Origin of the sequence: Hydrogenophaga electricum (assembly GCF_030160815.1) — a bacterium.
GTDB classification, from domain to species: Bacteria; Pseudomonadota; Gammaproteobacteria; order Burkholderiales; family Burkholderiaceae_C; genus Hydrogenophaga; species Hydrogenophaga electricum.
The window spans coordinates 24,630-37,202 of the sequence record NZ_BSPB01000013.1 but is presented as its reverse complement, the minus strand read 5'-3'; the positions used below and the strand labels follow the sequence as shown (position 1 = coordinate 37,202).

At 66.3% G+C, this 12,573-nt stretch carries 12 protein-coding genes; 9 read left to right on the top strand and 3 right to left on the bottom strand.

Features of this window, described 5'->3' with window-relative positions; genetic code table 11:
* Nucleotides 1-89: 89 nt before the first annotated feature.
* On the top strand, nt 90-1,862 hold the full coding sequence (locus QQK43_RS10120; protein ID WP_284307658.1) for a CocE/NonD family hydrolase: 1,773 nt from the start codon (nt 90-92) through the stop codon (nt 1,860-1,862).
* Nucleotides 1,863-1,893: 31 nt separating this feature from the next.
* Entirely contained in the window at nt 1,894-2,853 is a 960-nt protein-coding gene (locus tag QQK43_RS10115; RefSeq protein WP_234263733.1) for a Bug family tripartite tricarboxylate transporter substrate binding protein, read from the top strand.
* 33 nt (nt 2,854-2,886) lie between these two features.
* Here the strand turns inward: QQK43_RS10115 and QQK43_RS10110 are convergent, their stop codons facing one another.
* On the bottom strand, nt 2,887-3,171 hold the full coding sequence (locus QQK43_RS10110; RefSeq protein ID WP_234263732.1) for a hypothetical protein: 285 nt from the start codon (nt 3,169-3,171) through the stop codon (nt 2,887-2,889).
* Between the two features lie 145 nt (nt 3,172-3,316).
* On the opposite strand from QQK43_RS10110, the gene dcd reads away from it, so the two are divergent.
* The 4 genes from dcd to QQK43_RS10090 all read left to right on the top strand — a co-directional run bounded on the left by dcd (nt 3,317) and on the right by QQK43_RS10090 (nt 7,517).
* On the top strand, nt 3,317-3,886 hold the full coding sequence (gene dcd / locus QQK43_RS10105; protein WP_234263731.1) for a dCTP deaminase: 570 nt from the start codon (nt 3,317-3,319) through the stop codon (nt 3,884-3,886).
* A 19-nt stretch (nt 3,887-3,905) separates the two neighbouring features.
* The gene (locus QQK43_RS10100; protein WP_284307656.1) at nt 3,906-4,838 is read left to right on the top strand and encodes an STING domain-containing protein; all 933 of its coding nucleotides are present in this window, start codon (nt 3,906-3,908) and stop codon (nt 4,836-4,838) included.
* A 187-nt stretch (nt 4,839-5,025) separates the two neighbouring features.
* Nucleotides 5,026-5,922 (top strand): KPN_02809 family neutral zinc metallopeptidase, encoded by an 897-nt coding sequence (gene ypfJ, locus QQK43_RS10095; protein WP_284307655.1) that lies wholly within the window; start codon nt 5,026-5,028, stop codon nt 5,920-5,922.
* Between the two features lie 125 nt (nt 5,923-6,047).
* Nucleotides 6,048-7,517, top strand: a complete 1,470-nt coding sequence (locus QQK43_RS10090) for a DEAD/DEAH box helicase (RefSeq protein ID WP_234263726.1) — start codon at nt 6,048-6,050, stop codon at nt 7,515-7,517.
* 39 nt (nt 7,518-7,556) lie between these two features.
* On the opposite strand, the gene QQK43_RS10085 is transcribed toward QQK43_RS10090, so the two are convergent.
* A complete protein-coding gene (locus tag QQK43_RS10085) occupies nt 7,557-8,387 on the bottom strand; it encodes a symmetrical bis(5'-nucleosyl)-tetraphosphatase (RefSeq protein ID WP_284307654.1) in 831 nt (276 codons plus the stop codon).
* Nucleotides 8,388-8,394: 7 nt separating this feature from the next.
* Complete coding sequence (locus tag QQK43_RS10080) at nt 8,395-9,357, bottom strand: LysR family transcriptional regulator (protein WP_234263724.1); 963 nt, start codon at nt 9,355-9,357, stop codon at nt 8,395-8,397.
* 113 nt (nt 9,358-9,470) lie between these two features.
* On the opposite strand from QQK43_RS10080, the gene QQK43_RS10075 reads away from it, so the two are divergent.
* The 3 genes from QQK43_RS10075 (at nt 9,471) to QQK43_RS10065 (ending at nt 12,463) form a co-directional block, all read left to right on the top strand.
* Nucleotides 9,471-10,892: a form I ribulose bisphosphate carboxylase large subunit gene (locus QQK43_RS10075; protein ID WP_234263723.1), complete on the top strand. Its 1,422-nt coding sequence runs from the start codon at nt 9,471-9,473 to the stop codon at nt 10,890-10,892.
* A gap of 130 nt (nt 10,893-11,022) precedes the next feature.
* Entirely contained in the window at nt 11,023-11,376 is a 354-nt protein-coding gene (locus QQK43_RS10070) for a ribulose bisphosphate carboxylase small subunit (RefSeq protein ID WP_234263722.1), read from the top strand.
* Nucleotides 11,377-11,659: 283 nt separating this feature from the next.
* A complete protein-coding gene (locus QQK43_RS10065) occupies nt 11,660-12,463 on the top strand; it encodes a CbbQ/NirQ/NorQ/GpvN family protein (protein WP_284307653.1) in 804 nt (267 codons plus the stop codon).
* The last annotated feature ends 110 nt before the right edge of the window (nt 12,464-12,573 follow it).

Here is a 12,573-nt window from a genome sequence, read left to right as displayed (position 1 = left end):
CCCCAGCGTAAACCCCGATATTTTTCGCAAAAACGAAGGTGATACGATACACAATCTATTTATCGTTAATTTGATTTTTATCGTTAAAAATGACTTCGCCCACCCAAATCCTCGACTCGCATCCCCGCACCGAAGTGCGGGACGGCATGCTGATCACCTGGCAGCTGCCGATCCGAATGGACGATGGGGTCGTGCTGCGCGCAGACCTCTTCCGTCCAGTGGGTGCGGCCCAGGTGCCGGTCATCATGAGTTATGGCTGCTACGCCAAGGGGCAGGCGTTTCAGGAGGCGTATGCGCCCCAGTGGAACGCCATGCTGGAAGAGTTTCCCGAGATCGCCGAGGGCAGCACCAACCGGTACCAGTGCTGGGAACTGACCGATCCCGAGCAGTGGGTGCCGCATGGCTATGCCGTACTTCGCGTCGATTCGCGGGGGGCCGGCTGGTCGCCGGGTGTGCAGGACCTGTGGTCGGCGCGCGAGATCCAGGACTACTGCGCCTGCATCGAATGGGCGGGTTCGCAGGACTGGTGCAATGGCAGCGTGGGCCTGCTGGGCATTTCCTACTACGCCGCCAACCAGTGGCTGGCCGCCGCGGCCCAGCCCCGGTATCTCAAGGCCATCATTCCCTGGGAGGGGGCGTCCGACTGCTATCGCGAGCTGTATCACCACGGTGGCATTCGCTGCACCTTCCTCGATTCCTGGCTGCCCCGCCAGGAAGCCATGCAGTACGGGCAGGGCGAGCGCTCGCGCCGCCACCCGGTGACCGGTGAACCCTGTGGTGGCGACGTCACCCTGAGTGAGGCCGAGCTGGCGGCGCAGCGTGTGGACAAGCGTGCCGAGGTCAAGGCGCACCCGTTGCTGGACGACTACTACCGGCCGGTCATCACGGACTTCGACCGGGTCGAGGTGCCCTTGCTCTCCAGCGCCAACTGGGGCGGGCAGGGGCTGCACCTGCGGGGCAATCTGGAAGGTTTCACGCGTTCGGCGTCGGCTCACAAGTACCTGGAGGTCCATGGCCTGGAGCACTGGACCCATTTCTACACGCGGTATGGCATGGACCTGCAGAAGCGCTTTTTCGACTGCTACCTGAAGGGTGACCCGTCCGGGTGGGCACGGCAGCCTCGGGTGCAACTCCAGGTCCGCCATGTGGACCGCTTCGAGCTGCGCGCCGAGAACGAATGGCCGCTGGCCCGCACCCAGTGGATGCGCTGGTACCTGGACGCCTCGGATACCCGCTTTGCACCCGATCAGCCACGCGGGGCGGGCGCCCTGCGGTTTTCGCCGGAGGGTGACGGCCTGACCTTCGTATCGGCGCCCTTGGCCCAGCGCACCGAAATCACCGGGCCGTTGTCGGCGAGGCTGCATATCAGCAGCAGCACCAGGGATGCGGACATCTTCGTGGTGTTGACGATGCGGGATCCGGATGGCAGCGAGGTGGCTTTCCGCGGCGCCATGGATGCCTACACGCCCCTGGCCCAGGGGTGGCTGCGCGCATCACACCGCGGGCTTGATCCCGTGCTCAGCCGGCCCGAGCGGCCCGTCCATCGGCATGACCGGGTCGAACCCCTGACGCCGGGGGAGGTCGTGGCGCTCGAGATCGAAATCTGGCCCACCAGCATTGTCGTGCCGGCGGGCTACCGGTTGGAGTTCCAGGTCCGGGGGCGTGACTACGTGTATTCGGGGCCTGTGGACCCGCAGCGCAATGCCCGCCACCGCTACCCGTCAAAGGGTTGCGGACCGTTCCGGCACGACGACCCGGACGACCGGAGCCACCCGGATTTCAACGGTGTCATCACCCTGCACACCGGTGGCCAGTTCGACAGCAGTGTCCTGCTGCCGGTGATCCCCGTCGCCATGCCCTGAATCCACGCATTCCACCCAAGAGGAGACCCGCATGAACCTTGTCACTTTCACACGCCGCTGCCGGCATCATCTGATCGCCGCGCTGTGCATGACGGCCGCCATGGCCGCCCAGGCGACGGACTTCCCCAGCAAAACCGTACGGATCATCGTTTCATTCACGCCGGGGGCGGCCCCGGACATCGTTGCCCGGGCTCTGGGGGATGCGCTGGCCAAGAAGTGGGGCACAGCCGTCATCGTCGAGAACAAGACCGGGGCCGACGGGGTCATCGCCAGCGACGCAGTGGCCAAGGCCGCACCCGATGGCCACACCCTGTACCTGGCCACCATGGGCAACCTCGCCCTGGCCCCCGCCACCGTGGAGAGGCTGCCCTACGATGCCGCGACCGCTTTCCGCGGGGTGAGCTTTGTGGCGGGCAATCCCTTTGCCGTCATGCTGGGTAACGGTTCCCCCGTGAAAACGGTCGAGGAGCTCGTCCAGCTTTCCCGCAAGAAGCCGCTCACCTACGGGTCGGCGGGCACGCTGGGGCCCCTGATCGGTGCCCAACTGGTGAGGCAGACCGGTCTCGATGTGACCTACATTCCGTACAAAGGGGCTCAGCCGGCACTCATGGATCTTGCCGGAGGGCAGATCGACATGGTGATCGCCGACCTGCCCAGCCTGTTGCCGACCCAACGGCAAGGGCGCGGGCGGATCCTCGCGGTGACGACCAAGACCCGCTCCAAGCTGGCGCCCGAAGTGCCGACCCTGGTGGAAGCCGGTTTCAAGGACTTTGATTTTTCAACCTGGTACGCGGTGGTCGTGCCCGCCAAAACGCCGGATGCGCTGGTAGACAAGCTTCATGCTGACGTGTCCGACGCCCTGACGCAGACCGATGTGGTCCAGCGGCTGCTGACGCTGGGCATGACGCCGCAGGCCTCGACGCCAAAGGCCATGGACGATCTCATCAAGCGCGACTTGGCGCAGTGGTCCCGCATCGTCCGGGACAAGTGAGCGGGTCCCGGTCCTGAAGCGCCAGAGCCGTGTTCAGCGCGTCAGCTTCTTTTCCCGCAGGTAGCGCGCCAGCCCGCAATAGCCTTCGCGCATCAGGATATCGTTCTCGACTTTGGCCGGCAACAGGCTTTCCTTGAGCGCGGCAGCGGCCTGGTTGCCCTGGCTCTGGCGGACAAACCCGATGACCTGTTCAAAGCGGGACACCTCGGCACGGCAAGGGTCTTTGGGGCCCTGACTGGGGTCGACCTCGGCCAGGACAGGCCACGCGGCCAAGCCGGCCAGGAGGCCCAGGGTGAGGCGGAGCAGAGCGGTCTTCATGATGTCGGACAGGCAGACTCGGGTGGCAGGCCTTCCCGCGGCCCTGAACGGCAGCCCGCGGTACCGGGGCCATTATTCTCCCTTTTTGATAGCGCAAGCAGATCGCGTGCCTGGCTGCCTACAATCGCGGCAGGAGAAACGCTTCATGAGCATCAAGAGTGACAAATGGATCCGGCGCATGGCCGAACAGCACGGCATGATCGAGCCGTTCGAGCCGGGCCAGGTCCGGTACGCGGCCGATGGCCACAAAATCGTGAGCTATGGCACCAGCAGCTATGGCTACGACATCCGCTGCGCACCCGAATTCAAGGTGTTCACCAACATCCACAGCACCGTGGTGGACCCGAAGAACTTCGACGAAAAGAGCTTCGTCGACATCAACGCCGATGTCTGCATCATTCCGCCCAACAGCTTTGCGTTGGCGCGCACGGTGGAATATTTCCGGATTCCGCGCAATGTGCTGACCGTCTGCCTGGGCAAAAGCACCTATGCCCGTTGCGGGATCATCGTCAACGTCACCCCCTTCGAACCCGAATGGGAAGGCTACGTGACGCTGGAGTTTTCCAACACCACGCCGTTGCCGGCCAAGATCTACGCGGGCGAAGGCTGCGCGCAGGTGCTGTTCTTCGAAAGCGACGAGGTCTGCGAGACCAGCTACAAGGACCGCGGCGGCAAGTACCAGGGCCAAGTGGGCGTGACGCTGCCCAAGACCTGAGCGTTTCGGCACCGCTGCCATGACCACCTCGCGGGCCCGCCCGTTGGCCAGCCTGGCGCCCTGGCGTCAGACCGCGCGGGCGTTCGTGGAGCTGGTGCGCGACTACCAGTGGCCGACCAGGGTGGTCACGGCTTTGCTCGCGGCACTGGCGGTGCTGGGCACTGCGGCGGCCGCACTGGGGCAGCCTGTGAGCCAGTGGCTGGGGGCGCACGCCAAAGTGGTCCAGGCCGAGCAGGCACTGACCAGTGACCCGTTCCTCACCCTGCTGGCCCTGCTGGTGGCGCTGTTTGTGGGCATCGCGATCAAGCGCCAGCAGTTGCTGGGACAGTTGGACGGCAGCGACCACTACACCATTGGCCGCGCGCTGGCCTATGGCTACTTCAAAAATTTCCTGGTCGGCGCGCTGCTGGTGATGGAAGCCAAGGGCAGCCGGTTGCATGTGGTGAAGCCAGCTTCGGTGGAAGACCTTCGCATGCTGGAGGACGAGGTCTGGCCGCAACTGCAGCCGGATCTGAATGCCCGCACAGAGGAGGTCGCGGCCGTGGCGCGTTTCGGGCACAAACCGCTGCGCCGCCGTGTCATCGTGCTGGCCGGATGGGGCGAGGCCGCCGAGCCGTTCTACATCGATTTCCCGACCACGCTGTTCACCGTGGCCGACTACTACGCTTCGTGGAACCGCTGGGCGCGCCGCAACGACCGGCCCTACATCGATGACCAGCGCCTGGCCAGCTACCAGCAACAGCAGATCAACGACTTCTTCCGCCACCTGCACGAACTGGTGGACAGCCCGGATGGCGAGGTGCCGGTGGGTGTCGACGCGGTGGCCGAGCATGGCCTGCAGGCCGATGCTTTGCAGCGCCTGTTCCGCGACCGTTTGGTGGAAATTTCGCTGGACGAATTGCGCCAGCGCCTGGCACAACGGCCGGGCGCTTCGGCGGGGCAGACCTCCTGAGCGGCCGTTGGTGGCCAGCGCCGCTGGCGTCAGGGGTGTGCAAGTGCGCCACAACACTGGCAACTTGACACGCTCGCGGGTCGGGGCGTGTGCCACCGATCCGGCGCAAAAGCCTGGACATCCCCATAATCCGGGCACGTAAACCGTCCGGTGGTGCCCTGGGTCAGGGCTGAGAGGAGAGCACGTCATGAAATGGGAAAACAACCGCCAGTCCGACCAGATCGAGGACCGCCGGGCTTCGTCCGGGGGCTTTTCGGGCGCTGGCGGCCGCCGCGTGGGTGGCCGGGGGCTTGGGTTGGGCACCATCGTGATCGCGCTGGTCGCGGGCTGGATTTTCGGCATCAACCCGTTGACCATCCTGGGCGCGCTGGGCGGCGGTGGGCTGCCTTCATCGCAGGAGCAGGTGGCGACGGCACCGGCGGGCAGCACAGGGCAGCCCGCTGACCAGATGGGGCAGTTCGTGGCGGCGGTGCTCGGGGGCACCGAGGACGCCTGGGGGAGCATCTTCCAGAAAGCCGGCTCCCAGTACCAGAAGCCGCGCCTGGTGCTGTTCCGGGGGGCCACGCCCACGGCCTGTGGCACGGGCCAGGCGGCCATGGGGCCGTTTTACTGCCCGGGCGACCAGAAGGTCTACATCGACCTGAGCTTCTACGACACCTTGCGCAGCCAGTTGGGTGCGCCGGGCGACTTTGCCCAGGCCTATGTGATCGCGCACGAGGTGGGGCACCACGTGCAGAACCTCATGGGCGTCACCGATCAGATGGAGCAGATGCGCCGCCGGGTCAGCGAGCGCGAGTACAACGCCCTGTCGGTGCGGCTGGAACTGCAGGCCGACTGCTTCGCCGGGATCTGGGCGAGCCACAACCACCAGAGCAAGGGCGTGCTGGAGCCGGGCGACGTGGAAGAAGCGCTCAATGCCGCGGCCGCCATCGGCGACGACGCGCTGCAGCGCAAGAGCCAGGGCATGGTGGTGCCCGACAGCTTCACCCACGGCACGAGCGAGCAGCGCCAGCGCTGGTTCCGCAAGGGGCTGGAAAGCGGCAGCGTGCAGGCCTGCGACACCTTCAACACCCGGGCGCTTTGACCGGTTGCCGCGCGCTGGGCGGGGCCGGGATCGTGCTGGTGCGCGGTGGTGGTGTGCCTTCCCCTGGGCCTTTCTGGGCGAAAAAGACCTGAAGTGAGACAATAACGGGTTCACCCGGTATTGCCATGTCCCAATCTTTTTCCGAACTCCAGCTCTCACCCAACCTCGCTCGCGCCATCGCGGAGATGGGTTACGAGAGCATGACGCCCATCCAGGCGCAGGCCATCCCGGTCGTGCTGCAAGGGCGTGACGTGATGGGCGCGGCCCAGACCGGCACCGGCAAGACGGCCGCCTTCTCGCTGCCGCTGCTGCAGCGCATGCTCAAGCACGAGAACGCCTCGACTTCGCCGGCCCGCCACCCGGTGCGCGCGCTGGTGCTGCTGCCCACGCGCGAGCTGGCCGACCAGGTGGCCGACCAGGTCAAGCAATACGCAAAGTACACCCAGTTGCGCAGCACCGTGGTGTTCGGCGGCATGGATATGAAGCCGCAGACGGCCGAGCTGAAAAAAGGTGTCGAGGTGCTGGTGGCCACGCCGGGCCGGCTGCTGGACCACATCGAGGCCAAGAACTGCGTGCTCAACCAGGTCGAGTACGTGGTGCTCGACGAGGCCGACCGCATGCTGGACATCGGCTTCCTGCCCGACCTGCAGCGCATCCTGTCCTACCTGCCCAAGAACCGCACCACGCTGCTGTTCTCGGCGACGTTTTCGCCCGAAATCAAGCGCCTGGCCAGCAGCTACCTGCAGGACCCGATCACCATCGAAGTGGCCCGCTCCAACGCCACCGCTTCCACGGTGGAGCAGCATTTCTACCGCGTTGACGACGACGACAAGCGCGCCGTGCTGCGCCAGATCGTGCGCGAGCGTGGCGTGACGCAGGCCTTCGTGTTCGTCAACAGCAAGCTCGGCTGCGCCCGGCTGGCGCGCTCGCTGGAGCGCGACGGCCTCAAGACCACGGCGCTGCACGGTGACAAGAGCCAGGACGAGCGCCTGAAGGCGCTGGACGCCTTCAAGCAGGGCCAGGTCGACCTGCTGGTCTGCACCGACGTGGCCGCGCGGGGCCTGGACATCAAGGACGTGCCGGCGGTGTTCAACTTCGACATCCCGTTCAACGCCGAAGACTACGTGCACCGCATCGGTCGCACGGGCCGCGCGGGCGCCTCGGGGCTGGCAGTGTCGTTCGTGAGCGGCAAGGACACGCGCCTGATGGCCGATATCGAGAAGCTGATCGGCAAGAAGTTCGAGCTCGAAGCGGTGGAGCTGGAGGCCGATCGCAAACCCACAGGCCGCTTCAACGACGGCCAGCGCGCCTGGCGCGAAGGTGGGGGTGAAGGGGATCGCGATCAGCGCGACATCCGCGCCGCGCGCGAAAGCCGCACCGCCAGGGGCAGTGCCGAAGAGCGGCGCCAGCCGCGCGCACCGCGGGTGCCGGCCGATCCGCTGTTCGACCGCCCGTACGAACCGAGCCCGGCGGGCGATGCCAAGCCCGACTGGGAGGCCGCCAGCCCCAAGCCGGCCAGCCGCCTGTCGCCGAACATCAAGACCCGCAAAAAGGTGCCGGCGCTGTTCAAGAGCACGCCGCCCACCGAAGGCTGACGCGCGCTGTCTTCGGCCCGCTGCGGGCGGGCCGGTCCATCAACCCGGTTTCTGTGCCTGCGGGCAGCGCACGCTGATGCGCTCAACCGTTCCCGCCACCGCACCCAGCCGGGCGGCTGTCAGGCAGCCGCCCCACACACAGCCCGTGTCCAGAGCCAGGGCATCGGGACGGCCGGTGTCACCCAGCGTGGACCAATGACCGAACGCCACCGGCTGACCGTCGGTGCGCCGGCCGGGTACCGCGAACCAGGGCAGGAAGCCCGGCGGGGCGGCGTCGGCGCTGTCTTTGGTGGCGAACTCCATCACGCCCGAGGGCGTGCACAACCGCAGCCGGGTGAGTGCGTTGACGATCACGCGCAGCCGGTCGAAGCCGCGCAGGCGGTCGTCCCAGTGGTCGGGCTGGTTGCCGTACATGTTGTGCATCAGCACGCCCCAGTCGGCACTCTGGAGGGCAGCTTCCACCTCGCGCGCCAGCGACAGGGTCTGCGCCGCATCCCAGGCGGGCAGCACGCCGGCGTGCACCATCAGCCAGCCCTGGTGCTGCAGGGCCAGGGGCCGGTGGCGCAGCCAGTCCAGCAGGCGCGGGCGGTCCGGGGCGTGCAGGATGGCGTCGAGCGTGTCGCTGCGGTGGGGTTTGCGCACCCCGTGCGCCACAGCGAGCAGGTGCAGGTCGTGGTTGCCCAGCAGGCAGTGCGCGCTGCCTTCGAGCGCCATCAGGCGCTGCAGCACGGCGAGCGAATCGGGACCGCGGTTGACGAGGTCTCCGAGCAGGTACAGGGTGTCGCGGCTGGGGGAGAAATCGATGCGTTCGAGCAGGCGGCCGAGCGCATCGTCGCAACCCTGCACGTCGCCGATCAGGTAGGTGGCCATGGCGGAATTATGGGCGCTGGGTGGGGCGTGCCTGGGCGCGGCGGGCCCGCGCACCCGGCTCGGGCAGCGCGGCCGGCTGGTGGTGCGTGAACAGCCATTCCCGGAAGGCCACGGCCGCTGCCGAGAGCCGCTTGCCGCGCGGGTAGACCAGGTGCCAACGGCGAATCAGGGGAAAGCCCTGCACGTCCAACTGCACCAGTTCGCCCAGGGCCAGCTCCGAGACCACGGTGTGTGCCGACAGCACGGCCAGGCCGAGCCCGCCCGCCACGGTCTGTTTGATGGCCTCGTTGCTGCCGACTTCGAGCCGGTTCTTCAGCGCCACACCCTGGGTGGCGAAGAAGCGTTCGGTGGTCAGTCGCGTGCCCGAGCCGGGTTCGCGCAGGATGAAGGGCTCGCTGGCCAGGCGGCCCGGCGGCACCGCCGCCATGCCCACCAGCGGGTGGCCGGGCGGTGCCACCAGCACCAACGGGTTGTCGGCGAAATCCTCGCAGACCAGATCGAGCTGCTCAGGCGGCTGGCCCATGATGTAGAGGTCGTCCTGATTCGCCGCCAGGCGCTGCAGCAGGTTCTCACGGTTGCCGACCACCATCGCCACGTCGATGCCCGGATGGGCGGCGCAAAAGCCGCCCAGGAGCTTGGGCACGGTGTATTTCACGGTGGTCAGGATGGCCAGCCGCAGGCTGCCTTTCTCCACGCCCTGCAAGGCGGCCAGGTCCTCGCCCAGTTGCTCCAGCCGGCGTTCGATGTCCTGGCAGGCGTCGGCCAGCGTGCGCCCGGCCGCCGTGAGGTAGATGCGTTTGCCCAGTTGCTCGAACAAGGGTTGGCCCACGGTTTCGGACAGTTGCTTGACCTGCAACGAGAGCGTAGGCGGCGAGAGATGCAGGTCTTCGGCGGCGCGGGCGAAGCTGTTGTGGCGCGCGACGGCCAGGAAGATGCGCAACTGGTGCAGGGTGGCGTGCCGAAGGTTCATAGGCGTCTCTAATGTTAGATTTTTGTCTAACGTAACATTAAAAACATTTTACTTTTATTTATTTATCGGCAGCCAAACAATGCGCTCCATTCAACCCCCAAGGAGCACAACGCATGGCCACCAAAACCTACAACGCGGGCGTCAAGGAATACCGCAGCACGTACTGGGAACCCCACTACACCCCCAAAGACACCGACATCCTCGCGGTGTTCAAGATCACGCCGCAGCCCGGTGTCGACCGCGAGGAAGTCGCTGCGGCCGTGGCGGCCGAGTCGTCCACCGGCACCTGGACCACGGTCTGGACCGACCTGCTGACCGACCTGGACTACTACAAGGGCCGCGCCTACAAGATCGAGGACGTGCCCGGTGACGACACCTGCTTCTACGCCTTCGTGGCCTACCCGATCGACCTGTTCGAAGAGGGCTCGGTGGTCAACGTGCTGACCTCGCTGGTGGGCAACGTGTTCGGCTTCAAGGCCCTGCGCGCCCTGCGCCTGGAAGACGTGCGCTTCCCGATCGCCTACGTGAAGACCTGCGGCGGCCCGCCCCATGGCATCCAGGTCGAGCGCGACATCATGAACAAGTACGGCCGCCCACTGCTGGGCTGCACCATCAAGCCCAAGCTGGGTCTGTCGGGCAAGAACTACGGCCGCGCGGTTTACGAGTGCCTGCGGGGTGGCCTGGACTTCACCAAGGACGACGAGAACGTCAACAGCCAGCCCTTCATGCGCTGGCGCCAGCGGTTCGACTTCGTGCAGGAAGCCATCGAGAAGGCCCAGCGCGAGACCGGCGAGCGCAAGGGCCACTACCTGAACGTGACCGCGCCCACGCCCGAAGAGATGTACAAGCGCGCCGAATACGCCAAGGAACTGGGCGCGCCGATCATCATGCACGACTACCTGACCGGCGGCCTGTGCGCCAACACGGGTCTGGCCAACTGGTGCCGCGACAACGGCATGCTGCTGCACATCCACCGCGCCATGCACGCCGTGCTCGACCGCAACCCGCACCACGGCATTCACTTCCGCGTGCTGACCAAGGTGTTGCGCCTGTCTGGCGGAGACCACCTGCACTCGGGCACCGTGGTCGGCAAGCTCGAAGGCGACCGCGCCTCGACCCTGGGCTGGATTGACATCATGCGCGACAGCTTCATCAAGGAAGACCGCAGCCGCGGCATCTTCTTTGACCAGGACTGGGGCTCCATGCCGGGCGTGATGCCCGTGGCTTCGGGCGGCATCCACGTCTGGCACATGCCGGCGCTGGTCAACATCTTCGGTGACGACTCGGTGCTGCAGTTCGGCGGCGGCACGCTGGGCCACCCCTGGGGCAACGCCGCCGGTGCGGCGGCCAACCGCGTGGCGCTGGAGGCCTGCGTCAAGGCCCGCAACGAAGGCGTGGCCGTCGAGAAGGAGGGCAAGGCCGTGCTGACCGAAGCCGCCAAGCACTCGCCCGAACTCAAGATCGCCATGGAAACCTGGAAAGAGATCAAGTTCGAGTTCGACACGGTGGACAAGCTCGACCTCGCCCACAAGTGACCTGGGGCCCAGGCCCCAGGTCATCCCGGACGGGCAAAGCCCGCTCCGGGATCCACGAACCCACAGACCGCCATACCGGACCCGATCCGGGATCCACGCCACAAGGTCTCTTCTTCAAAGGACAAACACCATGAGCATGCAGGACTACCACAGCCGCCTTTCCGACCCCGCCAGCCGCAAGTTCGAGACCTTCTCCTACCTGCCGGCCATGTCCACCGACGAGATCCGCAAGCAGGTCGAGTACCTGGTCAAGAAGGGGCTGAACCCCGCCATCGAGCACACCGAACCGCAGTACCTGATGGACTCGTACTGGTACATGTGGAAGCTGCCCATGTTCGGCGAGACCGACGTGGACAAGGTGCTGGCCGAGTGCGAGGCCTGCCGCAAGGCCAACCCGGACAACCATGTGCGCCTGATCGGCTACGACAACTTCTCGCAGTCGCAAGGCGCGAGCATGGTCATCTACCGCGGAAAAACTGTTTGACTGTTGCCCCCCGCGCTGCCTGCGGCGTTACCTCCCAGGGGGCGATGCCTGTGGCCTGGCAAAGCCAGTTCCACGGCATCTCTCGAACAAGGCGCGCGCTCTGGACGCTCGATGGCGTTTCTTCTTTGAGCGCCCGCGAGCGCGAGTCGGGGTGACCGGCGCAGTGAGGTAAAGGAGGAGCCGGCCGCAGGCCGGCGGGGGACACGAACGGAGCCGGTTGCCCCGGCTTGCGCGGTGCACCGCCAAAGAGCACATGCCCAGCCTGGAAATAGCGGAGATACCCATGAGCGAAACATTGGACGCCTACCGCGTCGCACAGCAACCCTACTACCGCCCCGTCGCCGACGAGGTCGAGCTGTTCGAGGCCGCGTACTCGGTGCGCATGCCCATGATGCTCAAAGGCCCCACCGGATGCGGCAAGACCCGCTTCGTCGAGTACATGGCCTGGAAGCTCAGCAAGCCACTGATCACCGTGGCCTGCAACGAAGACATGACCGCTTCTGATCTGGTCGGCCGCTTCCTGCTCGACGCCCACGGCACCCGCTGGCAGGACGGCCCGCTGGCCACTGCCGCGCGCCACGGCGCCATCTGCTACCTCGATGAAGTGGTCGAGGCGCGCCAGGACACCACGGTCGTCATCCACCCGCTGACCGACAACCGCCGCGTGCTGCCGCTGGAGAAAAAGGGTGAGCTGATCAAGGCCCACCCGGACTTCCAGATCGTCATCTCCTACAACCCGGGCTACCAGAGCCTGATGAAAGACCTCAAGCAGTCCACCAAGCAGCGCTTCGGTGCGCTGGACTTCAACTACCCCGAACACGCCATCGAGGCCGAGATCGTGGCACACGAAACCGGAGTCGGAACCGACGTGGCCGACAAACTGGTGGGTATTGCCGAGCGCGCCCGCAACCTCAAGGGCCACGGTCTCGACGAAGGCATTTCCACCCGCATGCTGATTTACGCGGGCAGCCTGATCGCACAGGGCGTGGCTGCGCAGGCCGCCTGCCGCGTGGCCCTGGTGCGCCCGATCACGGACGACCCGGACATGCGCGACGCGCTCGACGCCGCGGTCGCCACGTTTTTTTGACCCCCCCTGCGCCGCCTTCGGCGTCACCCCCCAGGGGGCAACGCTGGCGGCCCGGCAAAGCCGGTTCCGCGGCGTTCTGGGCTTTGGGGTTGGAGCGCGGTGGTTTGTAG

Coding starts and splice junctions, on each gene's coding strand:
- QQK43_RS10120 (WP_284307658.1), top strand. CDS start 90: ATGACTTCGCCCACCCAAATCCTCGACTCGCATCCCCGCACCGAAGTG.
- QQK43_RS10115 (WP_234263733.1), top strand. CDS start 1,894: ATGAACCTTGTCACTTTCACACGCCGCTGCCGGCATCATCTGATCGCC.
- QQK43_RS10110 (WP_234263732.1), bottom strand. CDS start 3,171: ATGAAGACCGCTCTGCTCCGCCTCACCCTGGGCCTCCTGGCCGGCTTG.
- dcd (WP_234263731.1), top strand. CDS start 3,317: ATGAGCATCAAGAGTGACAAATGGATCCGGCGCATGGCCGAACAGCAC.
- QQK43_RS10100 (WP_284307656.1), top strand. CDS start 3,906: ATGACCACCTCGCGGGCCCGCCCGTTGGCCAGCCTGGCGCCCTGGCGT.
- ypfJ (WP_284307655.1), top strand. CDS start 5,026: ATGAAATGGGAAAACAACCGCCAGTCCGACCAGATCGAGGACCGCCGG.
- QQK43_RS10090 (WP_234263726.1), top strand. CDS start 6,048: ATGTCCCAATCTTTTTCCGAACTCCAGCTCTCACCCAACCTCGCTCGC.
- QQK43_RS10085 (WP_284307654.1), bottom strand. CDS start 8,387: ATGGCCACCTACCTGATCGGCGACGTGCAGGGTTGCGACGATGCGCTC.
- QQK43_RS10080 (WP_234263724.1), bottom strand. CDS start 9,357: ATGAACCTTCGGCACGCCACCCTGCACCAGTTGCGCATCTTCCTGGCC.
- QQK43_RS10075 (WP_234263723.1), top strand. CDS start 9,471: ATGGCCACCAAAACCTACAACGCGGGCGTCAAGGAATACCGCAGCACG.
- QQK43_RS10070 (WP_234263722.1), top strand. CDS start 11,023: ATGAGCATGCAGGACTACCACAGCCGCCTTTCCGACCCCGCCAGCCGC.
- QQK43_RS10065 (WP_284307653.1), top strand. CDS start 11,660: ATGAGCGAAACATTGGACGCCTACCGCGTCGCACAGCAACCCTACTAC.